Source organism: Bacillus cereus group sp. N21 (assembly GCF_016483395.1).
In the GTDB taxonomy this organism is placed as follows: domain Bacteria; phylum Bacillota; class Bacilli; order Bacillales; family Bacillaceae_G; genus Bacillus_A; species Bacillus_A pseudomycoides.
Map to the genome: position 1 here is coordinate 1 of NZ_JAEHBX010000001.1, position 19,855 is coordinate 19,855.

Sequence of the window (19,855 nt, forward strand, 5' to 3'; positions counted from 1 at the left end):
AGTGTTTTTTTTGGCCCCATGCCGAGTGAAACCAGAAGGAGAGAACGAGCGCGGGTTACCTTTTGTTTTCATAGCCCGTAATGTGAGTGTTGGATAATGAAAATGGGAGTATGCGGTGAAAGTTTTAGTTTGTGTAAATACAAATTGAAAAACGAGGTATTCCATTTTTTAAGTTGGAAGAGAGGATCCGCTCATGCATAGAAGCGGTCAGTGCTTTTTTTGGTCCCATGCCGAGTGAAACCAGAAGGAGAGAACGAGCGCGGGTTACCTTTTGTTTTCATAGCCCTAATGTGAATGTTGGATAATTGAAATGGATGTATCCTGTAAAAGTCCGATTAGTGGGGCTAATAATCAGTGGGGGATGAAGAAAACTCCCACTGATTAAAGTTTCACTTTATACAGAAAAATTTCGTAGATTCTATTTCTCCTCGGATGAGCATATTGTGAAGTAGCAAGTCCGAGGAGGGACATGGATGACGGTTGAACAACTAGTACCTTTGATTATAATGGCATTTGCCTTAGGGATGGATGCATTTTCTGTAAGCCTCGGCATGGGTATGATAACGCTCAGAATGCGACAAATCATTTATATCGGTATGACAATAGGGCTGTTTCATATTGTTATGCCGTTTCTCGGTATGATACTAGGTCGTTTTTTATCAGAGAAATTTGGGCATATTGCGACTGTTGCTGGGGCTATTCTGTTAATTGGATTAGGATTTTATATTGTGTATTCTTCCATTTTAGAAAGTGAAGAAACAAGGTCTGCTCCGGTAGGAATTAGCTTATTGGTATTTGCATTTAGTGTAAGTATAGATAGCTTTTCAGTTGGGCTCAGCCTCGGGATTTACGGAGCGCAAATGGTTGTAACAATATTGATGTTTGGATTGATCAGTATGATATTAGCATGGGGTGGTTTACTTATTGGAAGACATGCAAAGCATATGCTCGGTACATATGGTGAAGTACTCGGCGGTATTATTCTTGTTGGGTTTGGATTATGTCTTCTTTTTCCAATATAATCTTGCTATCATAAATGGTACATTTAGTTTTTGACATTTTTATCAAGATAGTTATGTAGGTTTATTGTTTACGGGGCTATTTTATAAATAGTAGTACTTTGCTGGATGAAATGAAATTGGGAATGGTAACGGAATCCTCTTTCCTGTACAACCTTACTGTTTCTATTATTGCTTGTCGCACTAAAAATAACTCTAACTCTTATACATAGAAGGGATGGTACAAGTGACAAGAGTAAAACAAATTTTGGGTATTATTATTAGCTTTTTCGTATTTTGGTTTAGTATGCTCGGTGTACAAATGTTTGCTGAGTTTTTAGATATAAGTTCTTTAAAATTTATTGAGGGAAAAACAGATACGGCTCGTATGTTTTATTCGCCGTATCCATTTTTTATCGTTTTTCTTATTACATTGCTCTCTTTATATTTCTTTGTTGTAAAGCTTGGAAAACCGAAGAAGGAAAATGCGCCTACGCTAGAAGAAAAGCGTGAAGAAATATAAAAAAAATCCCCCGCTTATAATGGCGGGGGATTTTTTGTTGTGGAATGAACGAGCTGTCGCCACTTTTAAATTGGCCTTACAAGCTCAAATTGTTCTCCTAATTTTGCGTAGTTGTGTCCTGCTAGGCGGCTTACTGGTTTTAGTCCTTCTGCATGAATTCGTCCGTTTTCATATAAATGTTCTGCGACGTGGAACCGGACAACGCGGCCGATAAGAAGGTCACATGCTGGGGAGTCTTCTGTTCCACCTAGTGGGATGGCGCGTTCTAATACGCATTCCATTCGAATATTCGCTTCTTTTACGCCCGGTACAGAGATGACATCACTTTCGATCGGGGTTAGTTTCGCTAATTCAATTTCACTTTGATTTGGAGGGAGGTTTGCAGCGGTTTCGTTGATGGCCTCCACATAGGATTCGTCGGAAATATGTACAACAAATTCACCTTTTTCAATGGCGTTTCGAGAAGTATCTTTTCTTTCTCCTCCTTTACGTTGTACGGAAACAGAAATGAGCGGCGGATTAGCAGCAACGATATTAAAATAGCTATATGGAGCCCCGTTTAAAACACCATCTTTTGTTACAGAAGTTACGAATGCTACAGGGCGCGGAATGATACTCCCTGTTAATAATTTGTAATTATCTTTTTCTGTTTGTTCGTTTGGATTAATCGAAAGCATATTTGTAATCTCCCTTCCTCGATATGAATACTTCTTTGTTTGTTTACAAGATAATGGAGGGAAACTCCTGCTAAAAAAATATTTTTTTGACGGTTTTTGTAAATGAGAAAAAAGAATAGGAGTAGATTCCAGCTTGGAATCTACTCCTATCATTAATAAATATATAAATACATTTTGATTTTTCAACATATAAGTCGCGGCTATGAAGAATAAAAGATGATCTGCACTCATTTTCTCGCTTTGTTTTCACTTGGCATGGGGCTGGAAAAGGATCTGACCGCTTCTATGCATGGCCGGATGGTCTCTCCCACCTAAAAAAAGTTTTTTTCAATTTGCACTTATATATCTTGAAATTGAGATAACTGATTAAAGTAAAACGTAAGCGCCAGGTCCAGTTAACGCAACGCCAACTGCAATAGCGATTAAGATCATGTTATATTCAAACCCGTTTTGTGTTACCCAGTAGCCATTTTTTCCGTGTACAGTAAAGATTGCAACTAGCATTGTACCAACGATAAATAATGAGCCAACCCAAGTGAAGATACCTGCAGCGAATAAGAAACCACCTAATAGCTCAGTTGCGCCAGCCATAAATGCCATGAATACGCCAGGGCGTAAGCCGATTGATTCCATCCAGCCGCCTGTTCCTTTCAGACCGTGACCACCAAACCAGCCAAATAATTTTTGAGTACCGTGACCCATGAATGTAATTCCGATAACAAGACGAATAAGAAGAAGACCGATGTTCATCATTTATAAAACCTCCAAAAAGTTATTTACTTACCTTATGTAAGTTATAATAAATGAGTTACTTACTTTAGTCAAGTTACTTTCTTATAAAATTTGAAGAAAATTTTACAAATCAATAATAAAAAATAAATATGTTGTAAAGACCTCTAGACGAGCGGAGGAGAAAATACAAGTAAGAAGTTAATTCTCATAATTGTTATTCAGACAATCTGAATTGACTGGAATTTTGCAAAGCGATACAATAAGGGTCTATTGGTAATAACGTAATTCTTTTCGAAAGCGTTTTTACAATATAATATTTGAAGTATGAAGTCTTACGTGTATCTCAATCTTTACTAGGGATTGCCCTATACATTTTCAACCTAATTATAAGGAGGACTATCCTATGTTTAAAAAATTATTTGGCCTTGGTTCAAAAACAAATGTAGAAACACTCGTAGCTCCATTAACTGGAGAAGTGAAAAATATTGAAGAAGTACCAGATCCAGTATTCGCTGGTCGTATGATGGGCGACGGTGTTGCAATCGTTCCCACTGAAGGTGTAGTTGTATCACCAGTAGATGGCGAAATCGTACAATTATTCCACACAAAACATGCTGTTGGAATTAAAGCGAAAAACGGTACAGAAATTTTAATCCATGTTGGTTTAGAAACTGTAAAAATGGAAGGCGAAGGTTTCGAAGCTCACGTATCTGAAGGACAAGCTGTGAAAGCTGGCGATAAATTAATTTCTTTCGATTTAGAATTAATTCGCGAAAAAGCAAAAAGCACAATTACTCCAATTGTTATTACAAATACAGATGCAGCTGAATCTATTAATACAACTGTAGGTGTTTCAGCTACAAAAGGTTCAACAGAAGTAATGAAAGTTACAATGAAATAATGATTTTTTGTAAGGAATCCATTTTATATGAAATGGATTCCTTATTTTATTTAGTCATAAGTTTTTTTCGTGGGATGTTTTAGTGATGTATGGTACTATATTGAAGGTACTTGGAACTAGGGTTTCACATATATGTGGATAAGGCGTATTTCTCTTAGAAAAAATAAAAGGGAAATGCGCCTTTTGTATGTTCACATTTCTTTTGTTCCATTGTAATGTACGTTATGATGAATGTAGGACATTCACCATAAGGAGTGGATTTGGATGAAGCGAGTGTTGTTTGTTTGCACTGGAAATACATGTCGTAGCCCAATGGCAGAAGCGTTGCTTCGTCACTATGGGGAAGGGAAATTTGAGGCGAAGTCTGCTGGTGTTTTTGCCAGTTTTGGAAGTGATGCATCTTTACATGCAAAAGATGCATTAGCAGAAAAGGGGATTAAAGTAGCGCATGCTTCGCAGCAAATAACGAATGAATTACTTGAGTGGGCTGATATGGTACTCACGATGACGGAAAGCCATAAACAACTTGTGGTTGAATATCATCCGAGTGCTAGGGAGAAAGTGCATACATTCTATGAATTTGTAGAGGGTACAAGTAAAGATATTTCAGACCCGTTTGGCGGTTCTCTTTCTATTTATCAATCAACATTAGTAGAGATGGAAAAACTTGTACAAACTTTATTGGAAAAATATTCAGAAGGTTAATGTTTCGTGTATAATACGATATTGGAGATGATCTTGCTTGGAATGAGCAAGTGAGTATCAAACTTTTGCAATCATTCATCAGTGGGGATAAGTAATCCTACTTGATAGAAGTTTCACTAAAATTTTGGAGGGGTCAAAATGAAAGTAGTAGTAGCATCTGATCACGGTGGAATGAATATCCGCAAAGAAATCGTAAGTTTATTAGAAGAATTGAATATTGAATATGTTGATTTAGGATGTGAATGTGAAGCAGGTTCTGTTGATTATCCTGATTTTGCATTTCCAGCGGCAGAAATGGTTGCAAATGGTGAAGTAGACCGTGGTATTTTAATTTGTGGAACAGGCATTGGTATGTCAATTGCAGCAAATAAAGTACACGGTATTCGCTGTGCGTTAGTACATGATACATTTAGTGCAAGAGCAACAAGAGAACATAATGATACGAATATGTTAGCGATGGGTGAGCGTGTAATTGGTGCTGGTTTAGCGCGTGATATCGCAAAAATTTGGCTAACAACTGATTATGAAGGCGGACGTCACGAAAATCGCGTAGGGAAAATTAAAACATACGAAGCGAAGTAATCTTCTATTAGGACATACTATAATTTGTTGAACCAATCTGTGAAAGGAAGAGGCGTCATGACGGAAATAGTAAAAATGAAAGAGCAGCTACAAATATCGCTTTCTGATTTTCAAGAGCAAGCTTCTTTACAAAGCGGGCAAATTTTTGTAGTGGGCTGTAGCACGAGCGAGGTGCTCGGAGAGAGAATTGGGACATCAGGAACGATGGAAGTGGCGGAAGCGATTTTTTTTGAGCTAAAACAATTTCAAGAGCAAGCTGGTATAGAGTTGGCATTCCAATGTTGTGAGCATTTAAATCGTGCTTTAGTAGTAGAGAGAGAAGTGGCAATGAAGTATCAATTTGAAATTGTAACTGTTACGCCTGTTAGATCAGCCGGTGGTGCATTAGCAACATATGCCTATCACAATCTAAAGGATCCTGTAGTCGTGGAATTTATAAAAGCAGATGCGGGCATGGATATCGGTGATACATTTATTGGTATGCATCTAAAACATGTTGCGGTTCCAATTCGTACACGTGTAAAAGAGATTGGAAGTGCACACGTAACGATGGCTAAAACACGTGCGAAACTTATTGGTGGGGCACGTGCTGTATATGCGGCAGTAGAAGAAACAGTTACTTGTAGCTAAAAATAAAGAAGAAACAGAAATACTGTATCCTTTATATAACATGTAAAGAGGTATGTAGTCTGACTTCGTAAAGGATAAAAGAAAAGACCGAACTCGGTCTTTTTTTCTTTTATGATATAGAAAGTCATGTTAGAATGTAGTTGAAAACATGAAGGTTCTAAAGAATTACAACTTGAATTTTCGTTTTTTCTCAATAAATAAGAAAAAACTATCGGGAATCAGTGTAATTCGTTCAGAAAAGGGGGATTTTGGTGGATCATTTAAAACGTCAAGATGAAAAGGTATTTGCTGCAATTGAAGCAGAACTAGGAAGACAGCGTTCAAAAATTGAATTAATTGCCTCAGAAAACTTCGTAAGTGAAGCTGTAATGGAAGCACAAGGTTCTGTTTTAACAAACAAGTATGCAGAAGGATATCCTGGTAAACGTTACTATGGCGGTTGTGAGCATGTAGACGTAGTAGAGGATATTGCACGTGATCGCGTAAAAGAAATCTTTGGCGCAGAGCATGTGAACGTTCAACCACACTCTGGTGCACAAGCGAACATGGCTGTATACTTCACGATTTTAGAGCAAGGCGATACAGTACTTGGTATGAATTTATCCCACGGTGGTCACTTAACACACGGAAGCCCTGTTAACTTTAGTGGGGTACAATATAATTTCGTAGAATATGGCGTTGATGCTGAATCACACCGCATCAATTATGATGATGTGTTAGCAAAAGCAAAAGAACATAAGCCAAAATTAATCGTTGCAGGTGCAAGTGCGTACCCTCGTGTTATCGATTTCAAGAGATTCCGTGAAATCGCAGACGAAGTTGGTGCATACTTAATGGTAGATATGGCACATATCGCAGGTTTAGTTGCAGCAGGTTTACATCCAAACCCAGTACCACATGCACATTTCGTTACAACAACAACACATAAAACATTACGTGGCCCACGTGGCGGTATGATTTTATGTGAAGAAAAATTTGCAAAGCAAATTGATAAATCAATCTTCCCTGGTATTCAAGGTGGACCACTAATGCACGTAATTGCTGCGAAAGCTGTTGCATTTGGTGAGACACTTCAAGAAGACTTTAAAACATATGCACAAAATATCATTAATAATGCACAGCGCTTAGCAGAAGGTCTTCAAAAGGAAGGACTTACACTTGTTTCTGGTGGAACGGACAACCATCTTATCTTAATCGATGTTCGTAACCTAGATATTACAGGTAAAGTTGCAGAGCATGTATTAGATGAAGTTGGTATTACTGTAAACAAGAACACAATCCCATTTGAAACAGCAAGCCCATTTGTAACAAGCGGCGTACGTATTGGTACAGCGGCGGTAACATCTCGTGGCTTCGGATTAGAAGAAATGGATGAAATTGCAGCAATTATTGCTCATACGTTAAAAAATCATGAGGATAAAGTTGCATTAGAAGAAGCACGTAAGCGTGTAGAAGCATTAACAGATAAGTTCCCAATGTATACAGATCTATAATAGATTAGATGAAGACTGCTGAAGCATATATTGTTTCAGCAGTCTTTTTTTCATTTGAAACACAAGCTCTTAATAGATAGTTTTTCAGAATACCTTCTATAAGTGATAGTTTCTACCGTAGAAGATATGAAATTGTAGTTTTCTCTGTCTGCGAGTGGCAGGATAAATGGGTTTTAAGGTAGTGAAATTTGGATATTTTCACATAGGAGAGCGGGTTAGCTAAGTGAGAACATAGATAACTTCCGAAGTATGTATACAAACAATGAATAATTTTTGGATATATAATGAAGGATACGATTTCCATAATTGGTAAAGATATTAGGTAGGTTCATAATAGATTTGAAACTTTTCCAAATTTGCCCTTGAATATTAGTAGCGTTTTCTTTACAATCGTAAATAGTGTAAAACGGCGTGTACGCACGCATGAATATCATCTGAAGGAGAGATTCACATGGGAAAACTGTATGTATTTGATCACCCGTTAATTCAACATAAGATTACATATATTCGCGATAAAAATACAGGTACAAAAGAATTTCGTGAATTAGTGGATGAAGTAGCAAGCTTAATGGCATTTGAAATTACACGCGATCTTCCACTTGAAGAAATCGAAATTGAAACACCTGTAAGCAAAGCGAAAACAAAAGTGATCGCTGGTAAAAAGCTTGGTCTAATTCCGATTTTACGTGCAGGCTTAGGAATGGTAGACGGAATTCTGAAATTAATCCCAGCAGCAAAAGTAGGACACGTTGGTTTATACCGTGACCCAAAAACATTGCAACCGGTAGAATACTATGTGAAACTTCCAACGGATGTAGAAGAACGTGACTTTATCGTACTTGATCCGATGTTAGCAACAGGTGGTTCTGCAGCTGAAGCAATTAACTCTCTGAAAAAGCGCGGTGCGAAGCAAATTAAATTAATGTGTATCGTAGCTGCACCAGAAGGAGTAAAAGTAGTACAAGAAGAACATCCTGATGTTGATATTTATGTGGCGGCATTAGATGAAAAATTAAATGACCATGGTTATGTTGTTCCAGGTCTTGGCGATGCTGGTGACCGTTTATTTGGAACGAAGTAAGACAACAGACGAGAGGGAATTCCCCACTCGTCTTTTTTGTATAAATATTGAGGGCAGGGGAGGAGTGTGGTATTTTTTGTATATGCAACATAACTTGCATATTTTTCACATATAATATAGAAGTCAAACGTCTAATAAGCCCTATATTATAGAAGAAAAACGTTATATCGTAAAAATATAATCGTGACAAACTTGTGAACTTTTTCTTCTATTATAAGGAGAAAACTTGAAGGAATCAGATATCTTTGACCAGTATTTAGAAGGGGAACGTTTTCATTTTTGGCAAGAAATTACTAATACTCAAATTTTTTGATTTTTTACGATTTCTCGTTGACAGTGCTAATACCCTATTGTATGCTAACTACGGGGATGGATGGTAGGGCTTTCAGTGACAAATTTGCATCTATTCCGTGACGAAAAAGTAAACTTTTTATTTTGTATAGAATTTATGCAAGAAAATGAGTTATTATTAACACATCGTGAATGAGGGTTACATATTGGAGGGATGAATCCTTGCAAAAAAACGATCGCAACCCGGTAAAAGCTTATGCTTTAATGTCAGGTATTCTTGCTCAATTAGTTGGTTCCATTCTTGTTGGAATTTTTGGTGGGCAATGGATTGATAGTAAGGTTGGAACGTTTCCGTTGTTTCTTATTATAGGCTTATTGCTAGGATTAGGAACAGGGATTTACGCAATGATTCGACTCATTCGACATTACTATTCGGGAGAGCAATGATGATAGACGTACATGGACTTGTCCACAGACAAAAGAAATATATGTACTACTTGCTTGCGCTTCTAGTGCTAGGATGGGGATTTACCTCTTACAAGGATGTATTTCTTGGACTGATTATCGGAACGATTTTCAGTTTTCTTAGTTTGCGCATCATTGCACGTAGAACAGACAAGCTATTAGATCGCGTTACAAATGGAGAACACGTGAAATTTAAAGCGACGGCTGTTAGTACATATTCGAGATTTGCCACGATTGGGTTATTAATTTTATTTGCCGCGAAATATCAGCATTTAATTGCGATGTGGAGCTTAGGTGTAGGATTGCTGACAGGATATCTTGTCATGATCATAGATTTTCTTTATTTAGAGTATAAGAGCAGGGAAGAGAGGTGAATTACTAGTGGAACACGGTAAATTAGTTGAATTTCTAGGTTTAACGTTCGATTTGTCCTCAGTCATGATGGTTACTGTGGCAGCAATTATTGTTTTCTTAATCGCTGTTATTGGAACTCGCACATTAGCTCTTCGTCCAACAGGAATGCAAAACTTTCTTGAGTGGATTTTAGACTTTGCGAAAGGGATTATTAACAGTACGATGGACTGGAAAACAGGTGGACGCTTTTTAACACTCGGCGTTACACTTATGATGTTTATTTTCGTATCAAACATGCTCGGCCTACCATTCATGTATTCAACAACTGAGGCTGGTGAACACATTGCATGGTGGAGATCGCCAACGTCTGACCCAGCAGTTACATTAACATTAGCCGTGATGGTAGTTACCCTCACCCATTATTATGGAATTAAGATGAAGGGTACAAAAGAATACTTAAAAGGATTTTTCCAACCTATGAAGTTCTTATTTCCTTTAAAGGTTATTGAGGAATTTGCTAACACATTAACGTTAGGTCTTCGTCTATTCGGTAACATCTATGCTGGTGAGATTTTATTAGGATTACTTGCTAAATTAGGCGGAAGTACAGTACTTGGAGCATTAGGCGCTATTGTGCCGATGTTAGCATGGATGGGATTCAGTGTATTCGTTGGTTCAATCCAAGCGTTTATCTTTACAATGTTAACGATGGTTTATATGGCTCATAAAGTAAGTCATGACCATTAATATACTTTAATAAGTAAGTAAAAAAATCTATTTTTTTATAATACAAAGGAGGACAAATTAAATGAGTTTAGGTGTAATCGCAGCTGCAATTGCAATTGGTTTATCAGCATTAGGTGCAGGTATTGGTAACGGTCTTATCGTATCACGTACAATCGAAGGTGTTGCTCGTCAACCAGAATTAAAAGGCGCACTTCAAACAATTATGTTCATCGGGGTTGCATTAGTTGAGGCACTTCCAATCATCGGTGTAGTTATTGCATTCATCGTAATGAACAAATAAGGGAGACTCCCCTTACATAGATGGCGAAGAGTGTTTTTGGACTTTCTTCGCCATTGCTTTATGAACGAAATGGTTGTCTTTTTTTTCATATAGTCAATTTAGATATCACGAAGGGAGTGAATCCTTGTGCCAACTTTAATTTTAGGAGCTGCCATTCCATTTGGAACGATTGCTTATACATTGTTAGTTTTCCTAATTTTATTAATCATGCTACGTAAATTTGCTTGGGGTCCTTTGATGGGAATTATGAAGGAACGTGAAGAGCATGTTGCTAGTGAAATCGATGCTGCAGAACAAAACAATGCAGAGGCGAAGAAATTAGTAGAAGAACAACGTGAAATGTTAAAACAATCACGTGTTGAAGCACAAGAGTTAATCGAAAGAGCGAAAAAGCAAGCAGAAGATCAAAAAGATGTTATTGTTGCTGCTGCAAAAGAAGAAGCAGAATCTATTAAAGCATCTGCTGTACAAGAAATTCAACGCGAAAAAGAGCATGCGATTGCTGCTCTGCAAGAACAAGTCGCTTCTTTATCTGTTCAAATTGCTTCTAAAGTAATTGAGAAAGAATTAAAAGAAGAAGACCAAGTGAAGTTAATTCGCGATTATATTAAAGAAGTAGGAGAAGCGCGATGAGCAATGAGATTGTAGCAAAACGTTATGCTGTCGCTCTTTTTCAAATTGCAAAAGAAAAACACGTATTAGAAATGTTTGAGGAAGAATTACGCCTTGTACAAAACGTTTTTGTAAAAAACGGAGAACTACATAGCTTTTTAACACAACCAAACATTTCAAAGGAGCAGAAAAAAACGTTTCTTTCTAACGTGTTTGCTTCTGTTTCTGAATCAATTTTAAATACGTTATATATTTTAGTTGATAACAAACGTATTGAAATTCTACCTGAAATTGCAAATGAATATGTTGCTCTTGCAAATGAAGAACGTAACGTAGCTGATGCAACTGTATATTCAGTTCGTCTTCTATCAGAAGATGAAAAGCTTAACATTGCAGAATCATTTGCAAAAAGAACAGGAAAAGATGCAATCCGTATAAAAAATGTTGTAGATGAAGATTTACTAGGCGGCATTAAAGTACGCATTGGAAATCGCATTTATGATGGTAGTTTACAAGGAAAATTAGCACGTATTCAGCGTGAACTTATGAAGAATAGATAGGGGTGAAGCACATGAGCATCAGAGCTGAAGAAATTAGCGCACTGATAAAGCAACAAATTGAGAACTATCAGTCTGAAATCGAAGTTAGCGATGTTGGTACAGTTATCCAAGTTGGTGACGGTATCGCGCGTGCTCATGGTCTAGATAACGTTATGGCTGGTGAACTTGTAGAGTTCTCTAACGGCGTTATGGGACTAGCACAAAACTTAGAGGAAAATAACGTAGGTATCATTATTTTAGGACCTTACACAGAAATCCGTGAAGGTGACGAAGTTCGTCGTACTGGTCGCATCATGCAAGTGCCAGTAGGAAAAGAACTAATCGGTCGTGTTGTAAACCCATTAGGTCAACCAGTAGATGGTTTAGGCCCAATCAATACAACAAGCACTCGTCCAATCGAAAGTCCAGCACCAGGTGTAATGGATCGTAAATCTGTTCATGAGCCACTTCAAACAGGTATTAAAGCGATCGATGCTCTTGTACCAATCGGTCGTGGTCAACGTGAGTTAATCATCGGTGACCGTCAAACTGGTAAAACAGCAGTTGCACTTGATACAATCTTAAATCAAAAAGATGAAGATATGATTTGTATCTACGTTGCAATTGGACAAAAAGAATCTACAGTACGTAACGTAGTAGAAACACTACGTAAGCACGGTGCGTTAGAATACACAATCGTTGTAACTGCATCAGCTTCTCAACCAGCTCCATTATTATACTTAGCTGCTTATGCTGGTGTAACAATGGGTGAAGAGTTCATGTACAATGGTAAACACGTATTAGTAGTATATGATGACTTATCAAAACAAGCAGCTGCTTACCGTGAGCTTTCATTACTATTACGTCGTCCTCCAGGTCGTGAAGCATATCCAGGGGATGTATTCTACTTACATTCTCGCTTACTAGAGCGTGCGGCAAAATTAAGTGATGCAAGAGGCGGCGGTTCTTTAACAGCTCTACCTTTCATCGAAACACAAGCAGGGGACGTATCAGCTTACATTCCAACAAACGTAATCTCTATTACAGATGGACAAATCTTCTTACAATCTGATTTATTCTTCTCTGGCGTACGTCCAGCGATTGATGCAGGTACTTCAGTATCTCGTGTTGGTGGATCTGCTCAGATTAAAGCGATGAGTAAAGTATCAGGTACACTTCGTCTTGACCTTGCGTCTTATCGTGAGTTAGAAGCGTTCGCTCAGTTCGGTTCTGACCTTGATAAAGCAACACAAGCGAAATTAAACCGTGGTGCTCGCACAGTTGAAGTATTAAAACAAGGATTACACAAGCCGTTACGAGTAGAGAAACAAGTTATTATTCTTTACGCTTTAACACGTGGATTCTTAGATGATATTCCAGTAGCGGATATCACTCGTTTTGAAGAAGAATTCCATGCTTGGTTAGATTCAAATGCAGCTGAGCTATTAAGTGAAATTCGCACAACAAAGAAACTTGCGGATGACGACAAATTTGCAGCAGCAATCAACGGATTCAAAAAAGTATTCGTAGCTTCTGAATAATAAAAAGCGGAAGCGGCTTCTGCCGCTGAAACTAGATTATATAAACAGGCAATTCTTACAGGAATTGCTGACGGTTATGTAGAGGAAAAGAGTAGGTGCACCTATTCTTTTCCTTCAATCATGAGCAAGAATATCTTGCAATGTAGATTAGAAAGATGAACGAAAAGGATTCTTACTAATCGAGCCAACTTCCGGAAAAAAGGTGGTGAAAACCTGTGGCATCTTTACGCGATATAAAAGCGAAAATTAACTCGACTAAGAAAACGAGTCAAATTACGAAAGCGATGGAGATGGTATCTGCATCGAAGTTAAGTCGTGCAGAGCAAAATGCTAAATCTTTCGTTCCGTATATGGAAAAGATTCAAGAAGTAGTAGCGAGTATTGCGCAAGGTAGCAAAGGGATCAATCATCCAATGCTAACAGCGCGTCCTGTAAAACGTACAGGATACATCGTTATTACATCTGATCGCGGACTAGCAGGTGGTTATAACAGTAACGTATTACGTACAGTAAGTAACGTAATTCGTGAACGTCATAATATGGATTCAAACCAATATTCAATTATTGTGCTTGGACGACTAGGACGTGATTATTTAAAACGTCGCGGCTTTAACATTATTGATGAAGTAGTTGGATTATCTGACCACCCATCATTTACAGATGTTAAAGACCTTGCTTCTCGAGCAATCGCGATGTTCGCAGATGGTGCTTATGATGAACTGTACATTTACTACAATCATTTTGTAAGTAAAATTTCACAAGAAGTAACGGAAAATAAAATTTTACCGCTTACGGAAGTGACGTCTGACAAACCGACGACAGCTTATGAATTTGAACCTTCTGAAGAAGATATCTTAAAAGTGTTATTGCCACAATACGCAGAAAGCTTAGTGTACGGTGCATTACTAGACGGTAAAGCAAGTGAACACGCAGCGCGTATGACAGCAATGAAAAGTGCTACAGACAACGCGATGGAAGTTATCGATTCACTTACACTTTCATTCAACCGTGCTCGTCAAGCAGCGATTACGCAAGAGATTACGGAAATCGTTGGTGGCGCAGCAGCGTTAGAATAGTAATATAAGGCGGAAGCGGTTCGTTCAGAATGGGAGGGGGATGGAGCTTTTGACGTAGAGGCGCTCTTTGCCTCGCAGGAAAGAGCGAAGTCACCGAGCATTCTAACCGCTGGAGCTAGATTAATAAAAAGCGGAAGCGGCTCTTTTGGAAGAGTCGCCCAAGCTATACTAATAAAAAATGAAAGCCGACTCTCATAGAAAGCTGGCTAATTTAAAGAAAGCTAGGAGGGAACCCGATGAATAAAGGGCGCGTTACGCAAATCATGGGTCCGGTTGTAGACGTTAAGTTTGACGGCGGAAAGCTACCTGAAATCTACAATGCCCTTAGAATTAAACAAGACGCAGTTAACTTAACTTTAGAAGTTGCACTTCACTTAGGTGATGATACAGTTCGTACAGTTGCGATGTCTTCCACAGACGGACTTGTTCGTGGTACTGCAGTAGAAGATACTGGCAAAGCGATTTCTGTTCCAGTTGGTGATGCAACACTTGGTCGTGTATTTAACGTATTAGGTGATGCAATTGACTTAGATGGTGAGGTTCCAGCAGATGTACGCCGTGATCCAATTCACCGTCAAGCACCTGCATTCGAAGAGTTATCTACAAAAGTAGAAATTCTTGAAACTGGTATTAAAGTAGTAGACTTACTTGCTCCTTACATTAAAGGTGGTAAAATCGGTCTATTCGGTGGTGCCGGTGTAGGTAAAACAGTATTAATTCAGGAATTAATTAACAACATCGCACAAGAGCACGGTGGTATCTCTGTATTCGCTGGTGTAGGTGAGCGTACTCGTGAAGGTAACGACTTATACCATGAAATGAGCGATTCTGGCGTAATCAAGAAAACTGCGATGGTATTCGGACAAATGAACGAGCCACCTGGTGCACGTCAACGTGTTGCATTAACAGGTTTAACAATGGCTGAACATTTCCGTGATGAGCAAGGACAAGACGTACTATTGTTCATCGATAACATCTTCCGTTTCACGCAAGCGGGTTCTGAAGTATCTGCCCTTCTTGGTCGTATGCCATCTGCGGTAGGTTATCAGCCAACACTTGCAACAGAAATGGGTCAATTACAAGAACGTATTACATCTACAAATAAAGGGTCTATCACGTCTATCCAAGCGGTATATGTACCAGCCGATGACTATACTGACCCAGCACCAGCTACAACGTTCGCTCACTTAGATGCAACAACAAACTTAGAGCGTCGTTTAACACAAATGGGTATTTACCCAGCGGTAGATCCATTAGCATCTACATCTCGTGCACTTTCTCCAGAAATCGTAGGAGAAGAGCATTATGAAGTAGCTCGTCAAGTACAGCAAACTCTTCAACGTTATAAAGAGCTTCAAGATATCATCGCTATCTTAGGTATGGATGAGATCTCTGAAGAAGATAAGTTAGTTGTACAACGTGCTCGTCGCATTCAGTTCTTCTTATCACAAAACTTCCACGTAGCGGAGCAATTTACAGGTCAAAAAGGTTCTTACGTACCTGTAAAAGAAACAGTTCGTGGTTTCAAAGAAATTCTAGAAGGAAAATATGATGACCTTCCAGAAGATGCATTCCGTCTTGTTGGTAGTATTGAAGAAGTTATTGAAAACGCGAAGAAAATGATGGCGTAAGGCCTTAGGAGGGACGAATTATGAAGACATTTCCAGTCAGTATTGTAACTCCTGATGGACCGGTTTACGAAAAAGAAGTAGAAATGGTAAGCGTGAAGGCAGAAAGTGGGGAAATGGGGATCTTATCAGGTCACATTCCAACTGTTGCACCGCTGAAAATTAGTGCGGTTCGTTTGAAAAATGGCGGTCACACTGATTATGTAGCAGTAAGCGGTGGCTTTATCGAAGTTCGTCCAGATAAAGTAACAGTATTAGCACCATCTGCTGAAGAAGCAAACCATATCGATATTCATCGTGCAAACGAAGCGAAGCGCCGTGCTGAGCAACGTATGCAAGATAAACAAGTACATGTTGACTTCAAGCGTGCAGAACTGGCGCTGCAGCGTGCAGTAAACCGTTTGAACGTTTCTGATATGAAATAAAAAAAATCCGTAAAGGTTCATTCCTTTACGGATTTTTTTTATAACTTATGGGTAACAACGCTTTCTTTTTTAGACTTTGTTATATCAAAATCTAATTATATAATGAAAAAAAATCCCTAAAAATGGTATGATTATTCTGAATATATCTAGGGAAACGCTTTACAACTGTGATTAGAAAAGGAGATGAGAAAGTGATTGGTGAAATGAAACGAGAAGCTTTACAGTCATTAAGGGGAAAATGGGGGCTTGGCGTAGGTTCAACACTGTTATATGGTATTTTAAGTTATATTCTATCACTGTTTGCAACTCTTATTGTTATTATTCCTTTTGTTCTCTTATTTATGTTACTTGGTGATTCTATCGATTTATTTGAAGGGGAAACGGTGACAATCGGCTTTACGGTTACTTTCGTTATTTTGTATGGACTTATGATGTTTATGAGTCTTATGAGTCTTATGTCATATGGTATTACAGCGTATGGTTACACGAATGTGTTTTTAAATATTAGCAGGAGAAAAGGTGCTACAATAGATGCTTTATTTGAAGGTTTTCGCGGCTTTAGAAGAATGATGAATGCTGCAAAGGCGATGATTTTAATCTTTTTATATTCTGGAATATGGATTCCTTTCGTGCTATTAATTATTGTCGGTTTGTTAGGAGATGAGACAGGGGGTGCTGGGGAAGGATCAGCAATCGCATTTTTTGTTTTATTATTTGTTTCATTTATTGTCATTATTATTGCATCCTTTTCATATGTGATGACTTATTATGTTATGATAGACAATCCGGAATATGGTGTTTTACAAGCGATGAAAGAAAGTAAAAAAATAATGAAAGGACATAAAATGGATTTATTCCTTTTATGGCTTAGTTTCATTGGTTGGGGAATATTAGCGATGATTCCTTTCGGGTTTGGGTTGCTTTGGCTCTGTCCATATATTAGTACAACGACTGCTCATTTTTATCAGTATGTATCAGAGAAAGCATAGCATCTTTATTTAGGAATTGGTTTCCTATGGTTAGCTCCATATTTTTACACGACATCTGCTGCGTTTTATAAGGAAATTTCAAAGAAATATTATAAAAAAGAAGATACTACTTTTTAAAAAACCGACTAGCATGAAATTAATCATTCGTGCTAGTTTTTTTGTGAGAGTGAAATTAATTATAATTGCTGTAAACCAAGCAACATAGAGCGAAGTCATCCTCTAGTTACTTGGTTTTTCTTTTTCCCAATATATCGACATGGGAATTTGAAGTTTGTTATAATAATAAATAATCGCATTATTTAGAAAAATTTAAAAATAATAAATAATGCAGGTGAGACATATTGTTTACTAAGTGAACTTGTTCTTAATTTAGGGGGGAGGGCTTCAGGGTGGCAAATGTATATGAAAATAGTTATATGATTGTTGGCATCTTTTTACTATTGGGCATATTACTGCCGGTAGTGGCTCTTACATTAGGCAAGCTGCTGCGCCCACATAAACCAAGTGCAGCAAAGGAAACGACGTACGAAAGCGGAATTGAACCCTATCATGATGCAACTGTTCGTTTTCATGCTCGTTATTATATTTTTGCATTATTGTTTGTCATTTTTGATGTGGAAACTGTATTTTTATATCCGTGGGCTGTCGCATATGACAAGCTTGGTTTGTTCGCGCTTATTGAAATGTTGATCTTTGTCATTATGTTGCTCATTGGTTTGGCCTATGCTTGGAAAAAGAAGGTGTTACAATGGTTATAAATTTTGAAGATTTACATCCAGGGGAACGAGTGGAATTAGAGAGAAATATCTTTTTTACAACACTTGAACAGATAAAAGGATGGGCGCGTAGTAATTCTTTATGGCCGATGACATTTGGACTTGCATGCTGCGCGATTGAAATGATGGGAGTTGGCTCATCGCATTATGATCTAGACCGGTTTGGGTCATTTTTCCGGACATCGCCGAGGCAATCAGATGTCATGATTGTTTCAGGAACAGTAACAAAGAAAATGGCACCAATTGTGCGTCGTTTATACGATCAAATGCCAGAACCGAAATGGGTTATTGCAATGGGTTCTTGTGCAACAGCTGGTGGCCCGTATGTGAACTCGTATGCTGTTGTGAAAGGGGTGGACCAAATCGTACCGGTAGATGTGTACATTCCAGGATGTCCCCCGAACCCAGCTGCTTTAATTTATGGGATTAATAAATTAAAAGAGAAGATTCGTTACGAAGCAAAGACTGGAAAGCAGGTGACGAATAGATGAGCGATCCGAATAAAGAGATAGAGGACATGAAAAAAGAGGCGGCAAGACATGCGAAAGAAGAAGCACGGAAACGACTTGCTGCTAGGCATGAGGCGGAACTGTCTAAGGATGAGGTACAAGGAGAAGAAAAAGAGAAAGCGCTACCAAAAGAGGCGGAGATAAATATAGAGGAAGCAAAACGCCTTGCCGCAGAGGCAGCAAAAGCAAAGGCGGCAGCGTTAGCGAAGCAGAAAGCAACAGAAGGCGAAGCGATATCGGAAGAGGAAAGGGCAAAAGCGAAGGCGAAAGCCGCAGCAGCAGCAAAGGCAAAAGCGGCAGCACTAGCAAAGCAGAAAGGAGCAAAAGGCGAAGCGATATCGGAAGAGGAAAGGGCGAAAGCCGCAGCAGCAGCAAAGGCAAAAGCGGCAGCGCTAGCAAAGCAGAAAGGAGCAGAAGGCGAGGCAATATCGGAAGAGGAAAGGGCAAAGGCGAAAGCGAAAGCCGCGGCAGCAGCAAAGGCAAAAGCGGCAGCGCTAGCAAAGCAGAAAGGAGCAGAAGGCGAGGCAATATCGGAAGAGGAAAAAGCAAAAGCGAAGGCGAAAGCCGCGGCAGCAGCAAAGGCAAAAGCGGCAGCGCTAGCAAAGCAGAAAGGAGCAGAAGGCGAAGCGATATCGGAAGAGGAAAGGGCAAAAGCGAAGGCAGCCGCGTTGGCAAAACAAAAAGCAACAGAAGGCGGAGCGCCATCTAACGATGAAAAGGCAAAGGCAATTGCAGTGGCGAAAGCAAAGGCGGCAGCTGCTGCCAAGGCAAAAGGTGCTGCGGGTAAGAAGGAAGAAGAGCCGAAGCAGGAAGAACCATCACCGAATCAGCCATATTTAGATGCTTATGTAAAGATTATTAAGGAGAAGACAGGCGAACATTCATTAGTAGATTACTATATTAATAAACTTTCAAAAGATGTACCAACGCTTGTTGTTGAGCCGAAGAATTACTATGAAGTGATGGAATTATTAAAGTGTCATGAAGGACTTGCCTTTGATTATATGTCGGAGTTACATGCGACGGATTTCGTTACACATATGGAAGTGTATGTCCATTTGTTTTCATATGGAAAGCGTCAATCTGTAGCAGTGAAGGTGAAGGTAGATAGGGAGGCGCCGCGGGTAGCATCGATTGCGCCGCTATGGCACGGGGCGAACTGGCCAGAGCGAGAAGCGTATGATTTGCTTGGTGTTGTCTTTGAAGGTCATCCCAATTTAACGCGTATTTTAATGCCAGATGATTGGGCGGGTTATCCGCTTCGAAAAGATTATGAGCCTTTGGATGTGGAGGTGTAGCAT

General features: G+C 38.9%; 25 protein-coding genes. 23 read left to right on the forward strand and 2 right to left on the reverse strand.

Translation table 11 applies throughout. The annotated features are described in order from the left end of the window. The first annotated feature begins 473 nt into the window (after window positions 1–473). Together JDS96_RS00005 and JDS96_RS00010 are read left to right on the forward strand one after the other, a co-directional pair. A complete protein-coding gene (locus JDS96_RS00005; protein WP_199665679.1) occupies window positions 474–1,022 on the forward strand; it encodes a manganese efflux pump MntP in 549 nt (182 codons plus the stop codon). Between the two features lie 223 nt (window positions 1,023–1,245). Then, window positions 1,246–1,521, forward strand: coding sequence for a DUF3935 domain-containing protein (locus JDS96_RS00010; RefSeq protein WP_018764923.1), 276 nt, complete (start codon window positions 1,246–1,248; stop codon window positions 1,519–1,521). A 65-nt stretch (window positions 1,522–1,586) separates the two neighbouring features. Here the strand turns inward: JDS96_RS00010 and JDS96_RS00015 are convergent, their stop codons facing one another. Then, on the reverse strand, window positions 1,587–2,198 hold the full coding sequence (locus tag JDS96_RS00015) for a flavin reductase family protein (protein WP_003202262.1): 612 nt from the start codon (window positions 2,196–2,198) through the stop codon (window positions 1,587–1,589). Between the two features lie 366 nt (window positions 2,199–2,564). Beyond that, entirely contained in the window at window positions 2,565–2,951 is a 387-nt protein-coding gene (locus tag JDS96_RS00020) for a DoxX family protein (protein WP_018781179.1), read from the reverse strand. Between the two features lie 382 nt (window positions 2,952–3,333). On the opposite strand from JDS96_RS00020, the gene JDS96_RS00025 reads away from it, so the two are divergent. The 21 genes from JDS96_RS00025 to JDS96_RS00125 all read left to right on the forward strand — a co-directional run bounded on the left by JDS96_RS00025 (window position 3,334) and on the right by JDS96_RS00125 (window position 19,852). Next, complete coding sequence (locus JDS96_RS00025) at window positions 3,334–3,831, forward strand: PTS sugar transporter subunit IIA (RefSeq protein ID WP_003202266.1); 498 nt, start codon at window positions 3,334–3,336, stop codon at window positions 3,829–3,831. 264 nt (window positions 3,832–4,095) lie between these two features. After that, entirely contained in the window at window positions 4,096–4,536 is a 441-nt protein-coding gene (locus JDS96_RS00030) for a low molecular weight protein arginine phosphatase (RefSeq protein WP_033796585.1), read from the forward strand. A 138-nt stretch (window positions 4,537–4,674) separates the two neighbouring features. After that, window positions 4,675–5,118, forward strand: a complete 444-nt coding sequence (gene rpiB, locus JDS96_RS00035; RefSeq protein ID WP_003202270.1) for a ribose 5-phosphate isomerase B — start codon at window positions 4,675–4,677, stop codon at window positions 5,116–5,118. A gap of 57 nt (window positions 5,119–5,175) precedes the next feature. Further along, complete coding sequence (locus JDS96_RS00040) at window positions 5,176–5,748, forward strand: TIGR01440 family protein (protein ID WP_018764926.1); 573 nt, start codon at window positions 5,176–5,178, stop codon at window positions 5,746–5,748. Between the two features lie 251 nt (window positions 5,749–5,999). Continuing rightward, the gene (gene glyA / locus JDS96_RS00045; RefSeq protein ID WP_199665680.1) at window positions 6,000–7,241 is read left to right on the forward strand and encodes a serine hydroxymethyltransferase; all 1,242 of its coding nucleotides are present in this window, start codon (window positions 6,000–6,002) and stop codon (window positions 7,239–7,241) included. Window positions 7,242–7,692: 451 nt separating this feature from the next. Continuing rightward, on the forward strand, window positions 7,693–8,322 hold the full coding sequence (gene upp, locus JDS96_RS00050; protein ID WP_003202275.1) for a uracil phosphoribosyltransferase: 630 nt from the start codon (window positions 7,693–7,695) through the stop codon (window positions 8,320–8,322). Between the two features lie 373 nt (window positions 8,323–8,695). Next, window positions 8,696–8,809 (forward strand): DUF4024 domain-containing protein, encoded by a 114-nt coding sequence (locus JDS96_RS00055; protein ID WP_003202277.1) that lies wholly within the window; start codon window positions 8,696–8,698, stop codon window positions 8,807–8,809. Window positions 8,810–8,835: 26 nt separating this feature from the next. Continuing rightward, window positions 8,836–9,060: an AtpZ/AtpI family protein gene (locus tag JDS96_RS00060; protein WP_001171217.1), complete on the forward strand. Its 225-nt coding sequence runs from the start codon at window positions 8,836–8,838 to the stop codon at window positions 9,058–9,060. After that, on the forward strand, window positions 9,060–9,452 hold the full coding sequence (locus JDS96_RS00065) for an ATP synthase subunit I (protein ID WP_003202279.1): 393 nt from the start codon (window positions 9,060–9,062) through the stop codon (window positions 9,450–9,452). The genes JDS96_RS00060 and JDS96_RS00065 overlap by 1 nt, the downstream gene beginning before the upstream one ends. A gap of 7 nt (window positions 9,453–9,459) precedes the next feature. Beyond that, window positions 9,460–10,179: a F0F1 ATP synthase subunit A gene (gene atpB / locus JDS96_RS00070; protein ID WP_033796583.1), complete on the forward strand. Its 720-nt coding sequence runs from the start codon at window positions 9,460–9,462 to the stop codon at window positions 10,177–10,179. A gap of 61 nt (window positions 10,180–10,240) precedes the next feature. Next, entirely contained in the window at window positions 10,241–10,459 is a 219-nt protein-coding gene (gene atpE / locus JDS96_RS00075; protein ID WP_000052064.1) for a F0F1 ATP synthase subunit C, read from the forward strand. Between the two features lie 126 nt (window positions 10,460–10,585). Continuing rightward, window positions 10,586–11,092: a F0F1 ATP synthase subunit B gene (atpF, locus tag JDS96_RS00080; protein WP_003202282.1), complete on the forward strand. Its 507-nt coding sequence runs from the start codon at window positions 10,586–10,588 to the stop codon at window positions 11,090–11,092. After that, window positions 11,089–11,631: a F0F1 ATP synthase subunit delta gene (locus tag JDS96_RS00085; RefSeq protein WP_018764928.1), complete on the forward strand. Its 543-nt coding sequence runs from the start codon at window positions 11,089–11,091 to the stop codon at window positions 11,629–11,631. Before atpF ends, JDS96_RS00085 begins: the two co-directional genes overlap by 4 nt. A gap of 11 nt (window positions 11,632–11,642) precedes the next feature. Further along, entirely contained in the window at window positions 11,643–13,151 is a 1,509-nt protein-coding gene (gene atpA, locus JDS96_RS00090; RefSeq protein WP_006096654.1) for a F0F1 ATP synthase subunit alpha, read from the forward strand. A 215-nt stretch (window positions 13,152–13,366) separates the two neighbouring features. Further along, on the forward strand, window positions 13,367–14,227 hold the full coding sequence (atpG, locus tag JDS96_RS00095) for a F0F1 ATP synthase subunit gamma (protein WP_003202288.1): 861 nt from the start codon (window positions 13,367–13,369) through the stop codon (window positions 14,225–14,227). A 236-nt stretch (window positions 14,228–14,463) separates the two neighbouring features. Next, a complete protein-coding gene (gene atpD, locus JDS96_RS00100; RefSeq protein ID WP_006096653.1) occupies window positions 14,464–15,858 on the forward strand; it encodes a F0F1 ATP synthase subunit beta in 1,395 nt (464 codons plus the stop codon). Window positions 15,859–15,878: 20 nt separating this feature from the next. Then, window positions 15,879–16,280: a F0F1 ATP synthase subunit epsilon gene (gene atpC, locus JDS96_RS00105; RefSeq protein ID WP_006096652.1), complete on the forward strand. Its 402-nt coding sequence runs from the start codon at window positions 15,879–15,881 to the stop codon at window positions 16,278–16,280. Between the two features lie 191 nt (window positions 16,281–16,471). Further along, window positions 16,472–17,269 carry a DUF975 family protein gene (locus tag JDS96_RS00110; protein WP_199665681.1) on the forward strand — a complete coding sequence of 266 codons (798 nt, stop codon included), beginning with the start codon at window positions 16,472–16,474 and terminating at the stop codon, window positions 17,267–17,269. A 389-nt stretch (window positions 17,270–17,658) separates the two neighbouring features. Further along, window positions 17,659–18,027 (forward strand): NADH-quinone oxidoreductase subunit A, encoded by a 369-nt coding sequence (locus JDS96_RS00115; RefSeq protein ID WP_199665682.1) that lies wholly within the window; start codon window positions 17,659–17,661, stop codon window positions 18,025–18,027. Next, window positions 18,018–18,536 (forward strand): NADH-quinone oxidoreductase subunit NuoB, encoded by a 519-nt coding sequence (nuoB, locus tag JDS96_RS00120; RefSeq protein WP_199665683.1) that lies wholly within the window; start codon window positions 18,018–18,020, stop codon window positions 18,534–18,536. Before JDS96_RS00115 ends, nuoB begins: the two co-directional genes overlap by 10 nt. After that, a complete protein-coding gene (locus JDS96_RS00125) occupies window positions 18,533–19,852 on the forward strand; it encodes an NADH-quinone oxidoreductase subunit C (protein WP_199665684.1) in 1,320 nt (439 codons plus the stop codon). Before nuoB ends, JDS96_RS00125 begins: the two co-directional genes overlap by 4 nt. Window positions 19,853–19,855: the final 3 nt, after the last annotated feature.